At 56.8% G+C, this 14234-nt stretch carries 10 protein-coding genes; 3 read left to right on the top strand and 7 right to left on the bottom strand.

What is annotated here, in order from left to right; all coding sequences use genetic code 11:
* Nucleotides 1-35: 35 nt before the first annotated feature.
* From pheA to SV7mr_RS06810, 4 genes are all read right to left on the bottom strand, one after another.
* Nucleotides 36-1148 carry a prephenate dehydratase gene (pheA, locus tag SV7mr_RS06795; protein WP_145270425.1) on the bottom strand — a complete coding sequence of 371 codons (1113 nt, stop codon included), beginning with the start codon at nucleotides 1146-1148 and terminating at the stop codon, nucleotides 36-38.
* A 110-nt stretch (nucleotides 1149-1258) separates the two neighbouring features.
* A complete protein-coding gene (locus SV7mr_RS06800) occupies nucleotides 1259-2545 on the bottom strand; it encodes a nickel pincer cofactor-dependent isomerase, group 22 (RefSeq protein ID WP_145270427.1) in 1287 nt (428 codons plus the stop codon).
* The gene (locus SV7mr_RS06805; RefSeq protein ID WP_145270429.1) at nucleotides 2542-4428 is read right to left on the bottom strand and encodes a leucine-rich repeat domain-containing protein; all 1887 of its coding nucleotides are present in this window, start codon (nucleotides 4426-4428) and stop codon (nucleotides 2542-2544) included. The genes SV7mr_RS06800 and SV7mr_RS06805 overlap by 4 nt, the downstream gene beginning before the upstream one ends.
* Before the next feature lie 475 nt (nucleotides 4429-4903).
* Nucleotides 4904-6445: a trypsin-like peptidase domain-containing protein gene (locus SV7mr_RS06810; RefSeq protein WP_419188197.1), complete on the bottom strand. Its 1542-nt coding sequence runs from the start codon at nucleotides 6443-6445 to the stop codon at nucleotides 4904-4906.
* A gap of 673 nt (nucleotides 6446-7118) precedes the next feature.
* On the opposite strand from SV7mr_RS06810, the gene SV7mr_RS06815 reads away from it, so the two are divergent.
* Both SV7mr_RS06815 and SV7mr_RS25160 read left to right on the top strand, forming a co-directional pair.
* Complete coding sequence (locus SV7mr_RS06815) at nucleotides 7119-8510, top strand: S41 family peptidase (RefSeq protein WP_145270433.1); 1392 nt, start codon at nucleotides 7119-7121, stop codon at nucleotides 8508-8510.
* 526 nt (nucleotides 8511-9036) lie between these two features.
* Nucleotides 9037-9828, top strand: a complete 792-nt coding sequence (locus SV7mr_RS25160; RefSeq protein WP_419188198.1) for a tetratricopeptide repeat protein — start codon at nucleotides 9037-9039, stop codon at nucleotides 9826-9828.
* Nucleotides 9829-10305: 477 nt separating this feature from the next.
* On the opposite strand, the gene SV7mr_RS06825 is transcribed toward SV7mr_RS25160, so the two are convergent.
* From SV7mr_RS06825 to SV7mr_RS06835, 3 genes are all read right to left on the bottom strand, one after another.
* Nucleotides 10306-10527 carry a hypothetical protein gene (locus tag SV7mr_RS06825; RefSeq protein ID WP_145270435.1) on the bottom strand — a complete coding sequence of 74 codons (222 nt, stop codon included), beginning with the start codon at nucleotides 10525-10527 and terminating at the stop codon, nucleotides 10306-10308.
* Nucleotides 10528-10654: 127 nt separating this feature from the next.
* Complete coding sequence (glmS, locus tag SV7mr_RS06830; RefSeq protein ID WP_145270437.1) at nucleotides 10655-12511, bottom strand: glutamine--fructose-6-phosphate transaminase (isomerizing); 1857 nt, start codon at nucleotides 12509-12511, stop codon at nucleotides 10655-10657.
* A gap of 443 nt (nucleotides 12512-12954) precedes the next feature.
* Nucleotides 12955-13254 (bottom strand): hypothetical protein, encoded by a 300-nt coding sequence (locus SV7mr_RS06835; RefSeq protein ID WP_419188199.1) that lies wholly within the window; start codon nucleotides 13252-13254, stop codon nucleotides 12955-12957.
* A 265-nt stretch (nucleotides 13255-13519) separates the two neighbouring features.
* Between SV7mr_RS06835 and SV7mr_RS06840 the strand changes: the two genes are divergently transcribed.
* Nucleotides 13520-14089, top strand: coding sequence for a DJ-1/PfpI family protein (locus SV7mr_RS06840; protein WP_145270439.1), 570 nt, complete (start codon nucleotides 13520-13522; stop codon nucleotides 14087-14089).
* The last annotated feature ends 145 nt before the right edge of the window (nucleotides 14090-14234 follow it).

A 14234-nucleotide genomic window follows, 5' to 3' on the forward strand; every position in this document is an offset into this window, starting at 1 on the left:
GTTGTCCCGGTGATTCGCAGTGCTTACCACGGCGATTAGCTTGCCACGGGATAAGAGCCTAGGATCTCCAGTCGATGAGTGATCGTGCCCAGCTGTGCGACCGCTGTTTGCACTGACGGCTGGTCTCGATGCCCGCTGAATTCAACAAAGAAGAGATACTCGTTTCTTGAACCCGGCATTGGGAATGATTCGATCCAGGTCAGATTGAGTTCAGCCTGTTGGAAGATCTTCATCACGTCGGCCAACGCACCCGGCCGGTGAGCGACTTGCAAGAGGAGCGAGGTTTTGTCGGTGCCCGTGGGCTGTGGTTGCTCGCGTCCTAGCACGGCAAACCGCGTGACGTTGTCGCGATTGTCTTCGATGTTCTGGTTGATCGCTTGCAAGCCATAAGCTCGGCCAGCGGGTAAACTGGCCACCGCTGCGATGCTGGGATCTTGAGCAGCAGATTCTGCGGCTGCGGTGGTGCTGCCGACTTCGATCAATTTTGCAGCGGGAAAGTTGGCTGCTAGCCACTGGCGGCACTGTGATAACGCTTGCGGCTTGCTGTGAATCTCTGTGATCTGATCTCGTGTGCCGCTAGCGAGCAAATTGTGGTGGATCGGTAGCAGGACTTCGCCACAGATTTGCATGTGCCGGCGAACAAACATCCCCAACGTGTCAACGATTCGACCATCGGTGCTGTTTTCAATCGGGACAAGGCCGTACTTGGCGTCGCCGCGATGCACGGCATCGAAGACCGCTGCGATGCTGGTGACGGGAGCCAGTGGAGCCGCTTCGCCAAAGAACTTGACTGCGGCCAGGTGGCTGTAGCTGTACTTCGGGCCCAGGAAACTCACCGAGGTGTCGTTGATCTGATCTCGGCAATGACTGGCGATGTGCAGGAGCGTCTGCCACAGTGAGTCATTGCAGGCCTGGGCGGGCGGTGTTGGTTCGCCCGAGGTTTGGTTCAACACCAAGCCCAGTGCCGCCTTCTCTTGCATGGCAGTTGGCAGCTGATCTGCAGCGGCCAGTTGGCTGACGATCTGCTCACGTTGTTTGATCAGGTCAGCCAATTGCCCGTCGATCGCTCCTAACTGATCCAGCGTTGGAGTTGCATCCGGAGACGACGGTGAGGAGGATTCAGAATCGGTGCGCGTGTTTTCCGACATGATCTGTTGGGGAGTCCGTGGTTGGGCGGTCCGTGGCTGGGCAGCACGTTGGAGCCGCTATTCTTCGACCGAGCTCGCGTCTCGGCAAGCTCAGATTGGGATCAAGTCCATTAATTTAAATTGCCTTGGTCGTCAAAGGTTAGCTCACGGGGTTCATCGAGGGCCTGGAATGTTGCGGTGACTTGTTCTGAGAGAGCGCTGGGATCGGCGGGTTCGCGTGGGGCAATCAAACACGCCTCACTACAGGAAAATTGGTCCAAATGCAGTGTGTCTTTGATTCGAGCCCATTTGAGCTGTTCGGCAGGCTTGCCACTTTGCTGCATAACGGCTTGGAAGACGTCACGATCGTTGTCGAACCAGACGGGCATGGCGGCGGCGGTGGCGTGGCCAGCGGTAATGCAGTTGACACGCGTTTTTTGTAAGTCATAGGCCTCGGCAACCCAGCGATGCGTGTATTCGGCGATCCCGATTCCCGACGCATTGCCAGCTGTTTTTGATGTCAAACTGCGGACATAGATCTCATGGATGCGTGGTTGTTCATCAGGGCCAGCCATTTTGTCGTGCCACTTGCGACCAATCACATTGGTGTCCATCCCCGTCCCGCTGATCTCTTTGCCGATCTGATCCACGATCAGCAAGTCCAGTTCTGGAAACGGTAGTCGGGGCATCCAGTCCATCGCTTGCTGTAACAGCTGGGGCTCGCGTTGGAGCCAATCCTGCGGCTCGATCAATTCGATGTGACCGACTTGATCAAAGGCGTCTTCGACCAGCGCGATTCCAAGTGTGACGGGAGTCTGAGACAAAATGTTGGGAATCAACTGGGGAGTGATCTTTTCCAACTGATAATCGAAGGAAGCAAAGGTCGGGTGAAAGGCAATGGCACCGCGATGTTTGCCCAAACCGATCATCAACATTTTGCACAAACCACTTTGGACAGCTCCTGTCAGACGCGTGTGTGGTTTGACACGGTTGATCAGAATCAGCTGATCGGCCGCCGCGGCGTGTTTGTCAAAATACAGGGACAGTCCATGCGGGCCGTCGCCTAAATGCACGGTTTCCATCGAGGATCGAATCGGGCAGCCAACGCTTTGTTCGCTCACGCCAAGTGATTTGAGCACATCGATTTGACCCTCCGCAGTGGCTCCTCCATGGCTGCCCATCGCGGGCACCACGAAGGGCTCGCCGCCTTGGGCGATGATCGTCTTGACGATGGCGGACACACATTGGTCAATGCGATCGATGCCGCGACTGCCCACTGCGATGCCGACTTGGTCGCCAGCTGTGACGGCATCGATGGCCGGATGGTGTTGCAGTTGTTCCGCCAGAGTTTGCTGAAGATTGTCGATGCGGCGGCGAGCGAATTGTTGTTGAACGGACTGAAAGCGAGGCAGGCTCATAAGGGATTGATCTTCCAGTTCGGGTGCGCGGCTTTCAGCGATTGCAGGCCTCGCGGTGAAACCTCAGTGCGTTGCAGGTCAATGGATTCGATGGCGGGCAATCGGTTGATGACCGAAAGCGAACGATCAGTGATTGCCGATCCCGTCAGCCACAGTGTCCGCAGTGCCTGCATCCCGGCCAGGGTTGACACCGTTTTGTCACCGCAGCGAGTGTTGCTAATGTCCAACTCCGTCAGGTTCTTGGCCTTGGCAAACCATGGCGCCGCTTGATCGTCGACGGTGGTTCGTTCCAAAGAGAGCTGGCCGACAGAAGTCGGTTGCGGAGCCAAGCGAAACAGGTCCGCGTTACTCGCTCCGGTTCCCGTTAGATCCAGCCAGCGGGCTTGGTTGGATGGATCAATGGTCGCCAAGCCCGTTGACGTGACCTGGGTGCCGTTGAAGCATAAGTTCAACCAAGGTCTGGTGATCGGATTGGCGGTGACCCGTTGATCATCAATCCGCAAAAACTGAACCAAGCGTTGCTCGACCATGGTGGGCTCTGGCGTCGCTGGCAGATCGGTCTGGATCTTGTATTGCTTGGCAAGCAGTTGATAAATCCACCGTCGATCTGTAACCGAGTGTCCGTCCATCATCAAGTGAGTGTAGGCAATGGCGTAGGCATAGAACGCTGCCAAATCACCTCGCTGTTGCGCCCGTTGCATGTTGTCCGGACGCAGTTCTGAAAGCGGCACGATTTGCTGTCGACCAAAGATGCGATGCCTGGCGAATTGCAGTCTGGGGCTGTCCCAGCCACCGATGGTGGCGACCCCAGAGTCGATGTGCAAGGATTCGAACCAACCGGCGATCCCTTCAATGATCCAAAAGTCGCTGGATTGCCCAGGCGAATCGATGGTCAGCTCGCTGCGGGTTGCTTCACGAAAGAGCTGATGCACCAATTCATGCCGTCGAGTGGCTTGTCCGTCGATGGTTTCAGTGGGATAGAAAAACGAGGTGCGGTTTTGGTCGCTGTAGAAGCCCGTTGATCGCTCGATGCCCGGAATCGAATCACCCAATGTCTTGACATAGTCCGCCGCGTCTTGAAGCAGTACGACACGCAGTTTGGTTCGCGAGGAGACCCGGGCGCGACGCGCTGCCAAGTGCTCGGAGACTTTCATGCCGTCACCGGATGCGAAGTCGGCAGGGTTAACGTCTTTGAAATGCACCGAGACCTGCTGGCGTCCTTCCCAGAGCGGGAAGAACACTTGAGTCCAAATCCAGTACGTGCGTTCCAGGTCAGCGGCAACTTTGCGAGTGGTCGCAGCGTCGGCGTGTGAGTAAATCTTGAAGTGCGCTGTTTCAGCTTGCGTGTACGAGCCGTTACGCCAGCCTAGCCAGCGCGGGGCGCTGCGGCCACCAGAGAACTTGACGATGACATTGTCTCGGCCGCTAAGTGGCAGCCCGAAGTACATTCGCAGTGCCCGGTTCTGTGGGTCACGCTGCAGTTCCTTGAATGCATCGAGATAGCCTTGCCAGCCGGGAACGTCCCAAGGCACAAGCTGTTGGCCAGCAGGTGCCTCAGTGGTCCGCCGAGCGGTGTTGCCAATCGCGCTGAGCCACACTGCATCCGCTTCGTTCGCCTGTGGCATGGCGGCGGCAGTCACCGCAGGGAGACTGCCAACGACACTGCGGTCGGCAGCATGCACCGCAGTCCACCCCGTCAGGCAAGCACTCCAGAGCACCGCCAACAGCAACCCTGTCACCCACCGTGCAGCATGCAGGCGGCGCGGAGAACCCTGTCCTGTGTCGCCATCGGCGTTCCGTCTGGCGCGAGCGTGCGCGGGCGAATTGGCTGCGGGCGAATTGGCTGTAGACAGGTTCCGGCAAGGCATCATCAGAGCAGGCATGAGGGGGGAAAGCCAACGAGTGCATGGAGGTCTAAGTTTGCTCAACACTGCATTGTAGCTGGAAACGATCGCCGCGCTGACCGTCCTGGATGAGGGCCCCAAGGGCGGTTGCGGTTTCCGCGCGACCAAGGTGAACGGTCATCCGCACTGGCTGACTGGCTGGCTGGCTGGCTGGCTGGGTTTCAGCGGACCGCTCCAATCGAGAGTCCCAGCACCCGAGTCGCGGCACCAGAGTTGCGGCGTTGCCGCGCCAGAGTGGCCGCGGCGATCGAGACAGCTCAATCGGCCGCTCGTCCCGGCTGGGTCAGCAAGCTCGAATCAATGCGAGACAGATTCGAGCTTGCTCCGGGACGAGCGTGAATGCCGATAAGGAGTGCTTCGTTGCGCGGTAGGGGCGTTGCCTGTTCGGGGCGAGAGTGGCAGGTTCGATTCGGTGCACCCTCTGGAAAGTTGCGATCACGTCACCGCTTCAGCTCTAGTGGACTCGGCTGCCAGGGCGTGCGGCCAGTTTGAAGTCCCCGTAAAGAGTTTGTTCTCGTCGCACGATATAGAACCGCGCTTTGGGGCCTTTGCGAATATCGGGGTGATCAAGGATGCCGAGCAGGTCTTCTAAGCTGGTCGTTTGCCAGCCGTAGATCCCCAGCAGGATGTCGCCATTTCGCAGGCCTTCTTGGGCCGCAACTGAACCTTGCCGAACGGAGGTGATGTACAGTCCGCCAGGATACGGCGTGCCCATGCGTTGGTTCATGCGTTGCATGATCGAGGGGCTGACCGGTTTGGCGCGAATCCCAACGATCGACCAAGCGGCATCATGGGCCGGATGAGTGAGGCTGCTGCCGGTGGAGGTTTTGGGACGCAAGGCGACTGTCAGCCGTTGCTGGTTTCGCTGGACTTGCACGTTGACCTGAGCACCACTGCGAACTTCCAGCAGAGCCAATCCAGCGTCTAACGGATCATCGACAGGGATCGAATCGATGCGGACAACGCGGTCGCCGGGTTTCAGACCTTGCGTAGCGGCTGGGCTGCTAGCGGCGACATGTGTGATGGTTGCTCCATCGCCGTCGCGTGGTCCGCCATCGATTCGCATTCCTGTGGCAATGCGATTCTCGTTGTATTGATCGATCATCGATGTAACGATGTCAATCACTTGATCAATGGGAATCGCAAACGCAATCTGCTGAGCCCCGACTCGAACGGCGACATTGATGCCAATCATGTCACCATTGATGTTCAGCAAGGGGCCACCGCTGTTGCCAGGGTTGATGCCAGCGCTGATTTGAATCAGGTCGCGATAGTCTTGTGTTTCGTTGACCGGGATGTCACGATGCAGTGCACTGATGACGCCCGTTGTACAGGTGTGCACGTATCCATACGCATTCCCGATCGCAATGACGGTCTCGCCGGCCATCAAGTCACTGCTGGTGCCTCGGGGGGCAACGGCTAGCTTTTGATTGATGTTGATCTTCACAAGCGCGAGATCATTGCGTGGGCGTGAGGCGATCAGTTTGGCGCTGGTCACCGTGCCATCATGCAGCGTGACACGGATGTCGTCTACATCTTCGACCACGTGATAGTTGGTGATGATGTAGCCTCGGGGATCAATGATGACCCCGGTGCCCATGCCGTTGACTTGACGGAAACCACCCTGGGCTCCGCCAACCATTCCGGTTGCCGAGGCGCGGACGGTTTTCTGGCCATGCAAGTTCACTACCGAAGGCGTCGCCCGACGGACCGCGAGCACGATCGGGGTCTCACGAGACCGCTGGTCTGGAGTGAGGCCCTGACTCTGACTGACGTCGGTCGCCGTGACGTTGACGGTTTCTTGAGCCACACCGTTGATCGCGGGCAGTGTCAGTGCCAGCAGCGACAATAGGGATAGCCTGAGCAAGGGCCGGTGCGGCCGATTGCGTCGCGATAGGGACCGAAAGCCTGAGCCAGTCATGAAGTCCTTCACAGTGCCGCCAACGGCGCGAAAGGGGAGACCAATGGCAGGGGGAAAAAGGGTCTGTCGTCGCATGTGTCCCCGTACCTAATAAGCAAAGCTGGTTGCAAATTTCATCTGTGTCTGCGGAAGAAAGCAGATGAGTGCGCCGAAGTCTCTGGCACGAGAAAGTGAATCGGAACAACCGGTACGATCCCTTGATTGCGGCTAATCGATGCCGCAAGGTTTACCAGTCTTAACAATCGAACGCTCTCGCTCACGCCTTCCACGCTTCATGGAGCGTTCTGAAGCACGTTGACAGGCTCGAGGTTGACAAAAAATCCATCAAATCTTCAACTTCGTAGCGATTCTCTTGCCTGCCAGGTCAGTGCTGGGACCGATCGCTCGCGGGCAAGAAACACACCGAATCAAAAAAAATGGTCGCCGAATCTCTTGCTGATGGGGCCCAAAGCCCGATCGATGCGCTTGGCGCAGCCTGGCCGCTTGATTCAAGACCGGCATTCCTGGCCGCAAGCCGTCGGTGGCGAAGTCCATCGCGTCAGCAGTCGGCCCGGCGACAAATCGGCGGGCTCGCGGTTGCCAAGCCTGCAGCGCTCTATTTCCAAGCCTGCAGCGCCCTGTCGCCAATCAAGCTTTCTATGCCGTACAATAATGTGAACGCTCATTTTGCCAGTTCGTTGTGTCTCGTCTGGCTGAACGTGTTTGCTGTCGGTGTTTTGCCCCTCATTGTTTTCGGGAAACTTTGTTTATGCCCACCCGCAATGCTTACGTCGTTCTGATTGCGATAGTGGTCAGCTTGTTTTGTCATCAGGCCTTTCGGACCGTCAAATCAGCCAGTGTGGTTGGCCAGGCGATCGACCTGATCAATCGAGACTATTACCGGGAAGTCAATGAAAAAGAGTTGCTTGACGCTGCCATGGTTGGCGTGGTCAGCGGATTGGATCCGTTCAGCGAGTACTTAACGGTCGATAAGTACCAAGACCTTCAAGACGATATGAAGCAGGAATTCGCTGGCATTGGCATCTTGGTTGATCAGCCCGAAGAAAACCAACCGGTCCGCGTCGTCACACCACTCGTTGGCTCCCCTGCCCTGCAAGCCGGCCTGATGCCCAATGACTTCATCATTGCCGTCGATCAGTCAGATGTTTCCGCCAGCAACTTGGACGAAGTGAGCGAAAAGCTCCGCGGCGAGGCAGGATCGACCGTCGAGGTGGTGGTGCGCCGAGGGGACGACGAAAAAGAGGTTCAAGTCCAACGTGCCCGAATCGCGATGGAATCCGTCGTCGGAGACTATCGTGACGAACAGAACCATTGGGTGTTCCGTCTGCAATCACATCCAGAGATCGCCTATGTGCGAGTGAAAAAGTTCGGCGAGAAAACCGTCAGCGAACTGCAAACCATCTTTCAACAGCTTGATTCATCCTGCGAAGGCTTGGTCCTGGATCTGCGTGACAACGGTGGTGGCTTGCTGGATTCGGCCTGCGTCATTTGCGACATGTTTCTTGAAAAGGGGGATATCGTTTCCACGCGTGACCGCAGCGGAAACGTTGATGAGATGGTCCGAGCAACCCCCGGCACGGAAGTTCCGGCGGACTTGCCCATGGCGATTCTGATCAACCAAAACTCGGCCAGTGCCAGTGAGATTGTCGCCGCCTGTTTACAGGATCACCAACGGGCTTTGATCGTTGGCTCGCGCAGTTTCGGCAAAGGCACCGTTCAGCAAGTCATACCCCTGGAATACGGACGCAGCGCATTGCGGTTGACCATCGCTAGATACTTTCGCCCCAGCGGAGTCAACATCCACCGAGAAAAGGAGTTCAAGGATGACGACATCTGGGGCGTGACTCCCAGCGAAGGGTTTGAGATCCCATTGACGGACGAAGAGATCATCATCTTGGGCACTCGCTGGCGCGACGCCTCGTTTCCCTTCTTGACCACCATGCTGCAGGAAAGTGATCCGCCTAATCAGGACGCTCCGTCCGATGGCAGCTCGCCGTCAAACGCTGAAGACACTGCAGAGGAGTCCGACCAGCAGGTTGCCGAGCCAGATCTGCGCAAGCTGAGCGATTCCAAGAAAGCACCCGAGCTGGATTACGATCCCCATCTTCGTGCCGCAGTGATCGAGATGCTGGGTTTATAGAGACGTTGGCCGGTTGTTGCGGAATGTTCCGAACATCCGGCCCGGCGTTGCGGCTTCAGCGACGAAATCAGTGCCTCGGTCGGCGTGGACTGCGGAGGCATCGTCGTGGCGTCGCCTTGCCCCATCGTTGGTCGCCGGGGAGGCGCGGTAAGGAAGCTGTTTTTGAACCGCTGGCGGGGGGTGAGCGGGGTGGCTTGAAGAAGAATTGGTGAAATAAGCTTTAACGGTCGTGACGACTATCACTTGTTTGATGCCGTTGCAAGTATGCTCTAGCGTGCTGAAAAGCCCTTTCGTGGCCGAAAACTGTTTGCCGCGGGCCACAAAGACAAGTATTCTTTAAGCTAGGCTTTTTGGAACTGGCTGAACGGATTTCCCGTCGGCGATCAACTCATCTTTCTGTTTCAATTCTTGTGTGCGGGGGAAGCTGTGCACAGGGACGACAACTCACCGAGTGCTCTTTCGGCACGATTTCATCTTCGAAAGTCGGTTGAGGTTGTCACGATCAATCAATAAGGATTTGGATTCGATGACTCGACTTTCACTATGTGCGGGATTGCTTTTGGCAGTCACTTCGATGGGCTCGCCGTGTCGCGGCTCGGACCTCGCGGTACTGGCCGAAGAGTTTGGTCGTGGTGTGCATGCCTATTACGGCGGCCAACTTGATGTCGCTAACAAACACTTGAATGCCGCCATCGATGGTGGTTCGCGCGATCCACGCAGCTTTTACTTTCGCGGGATCGTCCTTTGGCAACAAGGGAACGAAGAAGCCGCCAAAGAAGACTGGACCAAGGGATCGGAGATCGAAGCCCTATACGGTGACGCAGTCTACATCGGTCGTTCGCTGGCCCGTTTCCAAGGCGAACCCCGCTTGGTCTTGGAAGGCATTCGCAAAGACGCTCGCATGAAAGTGTTGACCAATCAACTCAAACGAAGCGACCAACGCTTGGCGGAACTTGGTGTTCGCAGCGTGCCGGTCACTGAATATCGTCCCATCGCTCCCGGCCCCGCGGCCAAGGATCCTTTTGCAGCCGGCGGTGCATTGGGTTCAGGTGCTGGACAAGCCAAGGTAGAGTCCATTGATGCGATGGCCGGTGCCAAGCAAGATCCCTTCGCCAACGAGCGAAGTGCTCCCGCCGCTGGCGGTGCTGCTCCTGCTGCTGCGGGCGGCGATCCCTTCGGTGGAGCTGGCGGTGCTTCACCTGCTCCTGCAGATCCTTTTGGTGGAACCGGTGGCGGCGCTGCTCCTGCTGACCCCTTCGCGCCAGCTGGTGGCGGCGGAGCTGATCCCTTTGGCGGATCCGATCCCTTCGGCAACTGATTCGATTGAATCAACCAACAGACAAATAAAAAAAGCGGCTGGTCACCTGATCAGCCGCTTTTTTTAATGATTCCACATCGACAATGGCTGAGTCGGGTGATCTAGCACCGGAACCAGATCACCCAACTCAATGAGCCACTGCAGTCAAGCATCGAAACACGATGCCGTCGTGAAGCTTGCAACGTAATTCCCCGTTACTTTGCAAGCGTTTCCTTCCTTGGAAAGTTGTGGCATCCCTGCTTCCTCCCTGCCGGACACAGAATGCACGGACCGTGCCAAACCCTCATGAAAACCAGGGCCATTTCAGATGAATCTCTTCAGTGGTCAGATCTCTTGGTTACAGCCCACTTTAATGTGGTTTCGTTCGCCATAAGTGTTTGAGGAACTTTGGCATGGCTTTTTCGCCGCACGAAAAACCGCTGCTTGAGCATGCAGCTGCTAAAAATCTGTGCAGGTCATGCCCTCTCGCTGAGCGAATCAAGACAGCGAACGGCTCTCGGTTTGATTGCTTGCCGTTTGGCTTGTACGCGATTCCTGTTCAGGTGGCACAATCGGTGTCACCGATACTTTCGTCCGTCGCAGTTCTTCGATCTCAGCGGCCATCTCGGCGATTAAGTTGGCGATCTCGGTCCCGGCAGATTCACCAATGTTGTTCATCAGTGCTTTGCGACAATTGAATGAGAGGCTTTTGCTTTTCATGACGTGTTTTGTTTGACGATTGAGGGTGAGTGGTGGCGGCGGATGGCCTGGGGTGTCGTTGCATGCCGTGATAGTGAGGCAATCGCACAGAGACGCGTGGTCGTGAGACGAGCGAGGCAAGACGCGCTTACTCGACGGTCACGCTTTTGGCCAAGTTGCGTGGCTTATCCACATCGCAGCCACGCATCAGTGCGATGTGATAGGAGAACAGTTGCAATGGAATCACGTTCACCATCGGCTGAATCAGAGGATCCACATCGGGCAGGTGAATCACATCGTCGGCAATTGCTTCGACATGAGGATCGTCCTTGCTGGCCACGGCAATGATCGGACCGCCGCGTGCTTTGACTTCTTCCATGTTGGCGATGACCTTTTCGTAGGTCGAGCCTTGGGGGACAATGAACACACTGGGGGTTTGAGCATCGACCAACGCAATGGGGCCGTGCTTCATTTCTGCGGCTGGATAGCCTTCGGCATGGATGTAGCTGATTTCTTTTAACTTCAGCGCACCTTCCAGCGCGGTTGGGAAGTTCAGTTGCCGGCCCAGATACAGGATATTGCTGGCGTCTTTGTATTTGGCAGCTACTTGACGAACTTGTTCGTTGCAGTGCAGCGCTTCTTGAACGGCGCCGGGTGCCTGCTTAAGAGCACTGATCAACTGTTGACCGGCTTCAAAGCTCAGGTTGTGCAGCCGACCAAGGTGCAAGGCAAGCATCGCCAGGACGCAGCACTGTGAGGTGTACGCTTTCGTGCTTGCGACACCGATTTCAGGACCGGCGTGCAGGTAGATCCCCCCGTCAGCGGCCTGAGCGATCGAGCTGCCGATCACGTTGCAAATCGCCAGCGTGCGATGGCCTTTGCGCTTGGTTTCTAGCAGCGCGGCCAAGGTGTCGGCGGTCTCGCCGCTTTGTGTCAGACCAAAGACCAGAGTGTCGTTTTCGATCGGCGGATTGCGATAGCGCAGCTCACTGGCGTATTCCACCGAAACGGGCAGTCGAGCGTACTGTTCGATCAGGTATTCGCCAACCAATGCCGAGTGCCAGCTGGTCCCGCAACCGGTCAGGATGATCCGTCTGACGCCACGCATTTGTTGCGGGGTCAGGTTTAGCCCGCCGAAGACAGAGGTCGCGTTCTCGTCATCAAATCGGCCACGCATGGCATTGCGCAGTGATTCGGGCTGTTCGAAAATTTCTTTCAGCATGTAATGCTGATAGCCTTGCAGGCTAACGTCCTCGGTAGCGGTTTCCAGTAGTTGGACCTGGACGTTGACCTGTCCTTGATCGCGATGCGAGACAGAAAAGTCGTCCGGTGTTAGAACCGCCAGTTGATGGTCAGCCATGTAAACAATCTGGTCGGTGCAACCGGCCAGTGGCGAGGCGTCGCTGGCAACGAAGTACTCGTTCTGCCCCACGCCAATCACAAGCGGGCTGCCGAACCGAGTGGCTAGCAGAAAGTTGGGGTGATCGCGAAACGTGATTGCCAGACCGTAGGTGCCTCTTAACTGGGCCAGAGCCCATCGTGTCGCTTGGATGCAACGTTCTTGTGCATCAGCCGTCGTTGCCGAGGCGACCTTGAGGCCTTCGGCGATCAGGTGGGCGATGACTTCGCTATCGGTTGCCGAGCGAAACGAATAGCCCCTTTTGATCAGGTCGCTCTTGAGCGTTTGGAAGTTCTCGATCACGCCGTTGTGAACCAAGATCACTTCGCCATCGCCGCCGAGATGGGGGTGGGCATTTTCCTCGGTGGCTGGGCCGTGAGTGGCCCAGCGAGTGTGCCCAATGCCGACAGAACCGTCGGTGGGGTTGCTGCCGAGTTGTTCGACCAGAGCTTGAATGCGTCCGACCGACCGCGTCACGTGCACGTCACCAGGGCCATGAATCGCAATCCCAGCGCTGTCATAGCCACGGTACTCAAGTCGGCGAAGTCCGTTAAGCAAAAAATCGCCCGCCATGCGATTGCCGACGTAGGCAACAATGCCACACATATTGGTTAGCCCCAAATCTTGGAAAGACAGTGAGTGAAAATGAGTCCACAGAAGTTTAATTAAGGATAGATTACCGGCAAGTTTCAGCACGTTGGCGCGAGAGAACCGCTGACCCGTTACGAGAGAACACCGGACACAGGAACCGGCGTGGTGCCCCCCGTGAGGCTTTCACGGCGACCCGTATGGCTTTCACGGCGACTGGCGCCGGGGGAAGTTGGCTAACGGTCAAGCTGGCAAAGCCTCTTGGTCGTCGCCAAGTTGGCAACCGGTGGTCGGCGGCACAGACGCTCCGGTGACACGCTATCCGATCCACCGAAACAGAGCTACATGAATTTGCCGCCGCTGAACGCTGATTGTCACAACGGTGAAATGGGCGTGCTTAGACCGCCAGTAGGTGGCGTGGCACGCGCGATCAGAGTGGGTGGGGCAAGGGAATTGGCGTTCTAGTTACGGTAGTACCGGACCATGTTGCGCACTTCCGGGGTTCCAAAAAAGATCTGCCGCAGTGGTCGGGATCGACTGCCGGGTTCGTTCTTTTGCATCATGCGGACGGTGTTGCCATAGATATGCAGCGGCCGGCCGGGACGCTCTGGAATTGGAGTCTGTTCGATTTTGGCTCGCAACTCGCCGGTCGCGATCACATTGGGAACCCAGTTCGGTTGCTGTGCCGTAGCAACCGAGGCATCCAGGCAAGACACGAGGCAAGCCAATGAAAAACAGGTGATAAGAAGGCGTTTCGGCATGGTTGTAAACTCCACAGACTGATGTCGAACGATGGGCCGCTGATTGAGGCGGGGTGATCCCTCTTTTTTGTCCACCTGTCTACTAGCGGTTGCTTGATGAAAAAGTGTAGGTTCGGATAATGAAGGAGTCGGATCGTAGCCAATTTTAGTTGCAAAAAGGTGAGGGAGAAGCGTCCCGGCCAGCAATTAATGTTTTGCGCTTGCTGACGCAGTGACGGTAGCGGATGACCGTCTTTACGAGCCGTGAAACCAATGAGGCCCTGGAATGAGCAAAAACATCTTGATGATCGTCGGAGATTTCGTGGAAGACTACGAGGCGATGGTGCCCTTTCAGATCTTGCAGACCATGGGGCATCGTGTGGAGACTGTCTGTCCTGGCAAGGCCGCTGGCTCAACGGTCGCCACCGCGATTCATGATTTCGAGGGTGATCAGACGTATAGCGAAAAACCCGGACATCGCTTTGCAATCAACACTGACTTCGATCAGGTTGATCCCAGCACCTATGACGCTCTGGTGATCCCGGGCGGTCGAGCTCCAGAGTACCTGCGTTTGAATGCACGCGTGTTGGAAATCGTGCGACACTTTGATGATGCCAAAAAGCCGATCGCTGCGATCTGTCACGGACCTCAGATTCTTGCCGCCGCAGGCGTCTTGGAAGGCCAGCAATGTAGTTGCTATCCTGCAGTCCAGTACGAGGTCACCGCGTCCGGCGGTTCGTATGTCGAACCGGCAGCGACGATGGATTCGGCGCACACCTGCGGGCATTTGGTCACCGCACCGGCGTGGCCAGCTCACCCGGCTTGGATGCGCCAATTCTTGGACTTGCTCGCCTAGGGGCAACACTTGCACTCGAAACCGTTAGCCCCGGTAAGTATTTTCGTTGTCTTGCCGCGTTCGACCTGACTGAACGCGGTGCCGCAGTGATTCAGCGACTAAAATAAAGTGTTCCCCAGCCCTTACCGGATCTGCCCTCACCGGA

This window comes from Stieleria bergensis, assembly GCA_007745635.1.
Lineage (GTDB): Bacteria > Planctomycetota > Planctomycetia > Pirellulales > Pirellulaceae > Stieleria > Stieleria bergensis.

Excerpts from the sequence above, each read along its gene's own strand:
- pheA (WP_145270425.1), bottom strand. The coding sequence starts at position 1,148 with ATGTCGGAAAACACGCGCACCGATTCTGAATCCTCCTCACCGTCGTCT.
- SV7mr_RS06800 (WP_145270427.1), bottom strand. The coding sequence starts at position 2,545 with ATGAGCCTGCCTCGCTTTCAGTCCGTTCAACAACAATTCGCTCGCCGC.
- SV7mr_RS06805 (WP_145270429.1), bottom strand. The coding sequence starts at position 4,428 with ATGCCTGCTCTGATGATGCCTTGCCGGAACCTGTCTACAGCCAATTCG.
- SV7mr_RS06810 (WP_419188197.1), bottom strand. The coding sequence starts at position 6,445 with ATGCGACGACAGACCCTTTTTCCCCCTGCCATTGGTCTCCCCTTTCGC.
- SV7mr_RS06815 (WP_145270433.1), top strand. The coding sequence starts at position 7,119 with ATGCCCACCCGCAATGCTTACGTCGTTCTGATTGCGATAGTGGTCAGC.
- SV7mr_RS25160 (WP_419188198.1), top strand. The coding sequence starts at position 9,037 with ATGACTCGACTTTCACTATGTGCGGGATTGCTTTTGGCAGTCACTTCG.
- SV7mr_RS06825 (WP_145270435.1), bottom strand. The coding sequence starts at position 10,527 with ATGAAAAGCAAAAGCCTCTCATTCAATTGTCGCAAAGCACTGATGAAC.
- glmS (WP_145270437.1), bottom strand. The coding sequence starts at position 12,511 with ATGTGTGGCATTGTTGCCTACGTCGGCAATCGCATGGCGGGCGATTTT.
- SV7mr_RS06835 (WP_419188199.1), bottom strand. The coding sequence starts at position 13,254 with ATGCCGAAACGCCTTCTTATCACCTGTTTTTCATTGGCTTGCCTCGTG.
- SV7mr_RS06840 (WP_145270439.1), top strand. The coding sequence starts at position 13,520 with ATGAGCAAAAACATCTTGATGATCGTCGGAGATTTCGTGGAAGACTAC.